The sequence below is a fragment of the Actinomyces polynesiensis genome (assembly GCF_000820725.1).
GTDB classification, from domain to species: Bacteria; Actinomycetota; Actinomycetes; order Actinomycetales; family Actinomycetaceae; genus Pauljensenia; species Pauljensenia polynesiensis.
The window spans coordinates 1-1,659 of sequence record NZ_CCXH01000280.1 but is presented as its reverse complement, the minus strand read 5'-3'; the positions used below and the strand labels follow the sequence as shown (position 1 = coordinate 1,659).

Annotated in this window: 2 protein-coding genes; both read left to right on the top strand. The window is 70.8% G+C overall.

The window, feature by feature from the left end:
* Positions 1–655, top strand: a 655-nt coding sequence (locus tag TA90_RS11625; RefSeq protein ID WP_043536670.1) for an ABC transporter permease, incomplete at its 5' end; no start/stop codon positions are given.
* The gene (locus TA90_RS11620) at positions 652–1,629 is read left to right on the top strand and encodes an ABC transporter substrate-binding protein (protein ID WP_043536669.1); all 978 of its coding nucleotides are present in this window, start codon (positions 652–654) and stop codon (positions 1,627–1,629) included. The genes TA90_RS11625 and TA90_RS11620, both read left to right, overlap by 4 nt.
* The last annotated feature ends 30 nt before the right edge of the window (positions 1,630–1,659 follow it).

Sequence of the window (1,659 nt, the reverse complement as noted above, 5' to 3'; positions counted from 1 at the left end):
CCTCACGCGCACCACCCAGCACCTGGGACTCACCGCCCTGGGGGTGGGGGTGGCCGCCCTCGTCGCGGTGCCCCTGGGTCTGTGGGTGGGCCACCGCGGACGAGGGCGGGGCCTCGTCATCGCCACGACGGGCGCTGCGCGCGCCATCCCGACCCTCGGCCTGGTGACCCTGTTCGGACTGGCGTTCGGCATCGGGATGACCGCTCCCGTCCTGGCCCTGGTCGTCCTGGCGGTGCCCGCACTGGTCGTCGGAGCCTGCTCGGCATGCGAGGCAGCCGGGCGGGACGTCGTCGACGCGGCGCGCGCCCAGGGAATGACCGAGTGGCAGCTCCTCACACGCGTCGAGCTCCCACTCGGTGCACCGCTCCTGGTGGCGGGCCTGAGGTCCGCCACCCTCCAGGTCGTCTCCACCGCCATGCTCGCCGCCTACGTCGGCAGCGGGGGACTCGGCCGCTTCATCTTCCTGGGGCTCAAGACCCATGACTACCCCCAGATGCTCGCAGGCTCGTTCCTGGTGATCCTGCTCGCCGTGGTCCTCGACCTCGGCCTCGCCCTCGTCCAACGTCTCAGCGCGCCGCCGGCCCCGGGACGGGCCCGTGAGAGGCGACGCAGCCCCCGACCCGCCATCCCCGCAACGGAAGGACCCACCCCATGAAGCACCTCCGCACCGCCCGCGTCCACGGCACGTCACGCACCCGAGCCGTGCTCGGCGTGCTCGCCGCCTCCGCCCTCGCCATGGGGGCCGCCGCCTGCTCGAACGCCGATCCCACCCAGGACCCGGCCTCGGGGACCCAGAGCGGCGAGGACGGAGGCGCCGCCCAGTCCGACGGCGGGACGCTCGTCATCGGCTCGCAGGCCTACTACTCCAACGAGATCATCGCCGAACTCTTCGCCCAGGTCCTCGAACACGAGGGAGTGACCGTGCAACGCGAGTACCAGATCGGCCAGCGTGAGGTGTACATGCCCGAGCTGGAGTCAGGGAAGATCGACATCATGCCCGAGTACACCGGGAACCTCCTGCAGTACTACGACGCCTCCGCCACCTCCGGATCGCCTGAGGAGACCGCCGACCAGCTGAACGAGGCGCTGCCCGAAGCACTGACGGCGCTGCCCTTCGCGCAGGCCAGTGACCAGGACTCCTTCGTCGTGACCCGCGAGTTCGCCCAGGACAACGGCCTCACCTCGGTGGCGGACCTGGCGAAGGTCGGGGGGAGTGTGAAGATCGCGGCCAACAGTGAGTTCGAGGCGCGCCCCTACGGGCCCCAGGGTCTGAAGGACACCTACGGGGTGGATGTCGAGCTGGTGCCCGTCGAGGACTCCGGTGGTCCCCTGACCGTGAAGGCCCTGCTGGACGGGACGGTGCAGGTGGCGGACATCTACTCCGCCGACCCGGCGATCGCGGCCAACCACCTCGTGACGTTGACGGACCCGGAGTCCCTGGTGCTGCCCCAGAACGTCGTGCCCATCGTCTCCCAGCGCGTGGACCAGGGCGCCCGTGACGCGATTCGCACGGTCACGGACGCCCTGACCACGGAGGAACTGATCGAGCTCAACGCCCGCAGTGTCGACGAGCAGGCGTCCTCCGCCGACATAGCCTCCGCATGGTTGGCGGAGAAGGGGCTCATCTGAGAGGGGGTTCCGGGGCCACCGGTCCCGCTG

What these genes read in the sequence shown, in the direction of transcription:
- TA90_RS11620 (WP_043536669.1), top strand. Translation starts at nt 652, where the DNA reads ATGAAGCACCTCCGCACCGCCCGCGTCCACGGCACGTCACGCACCCGA.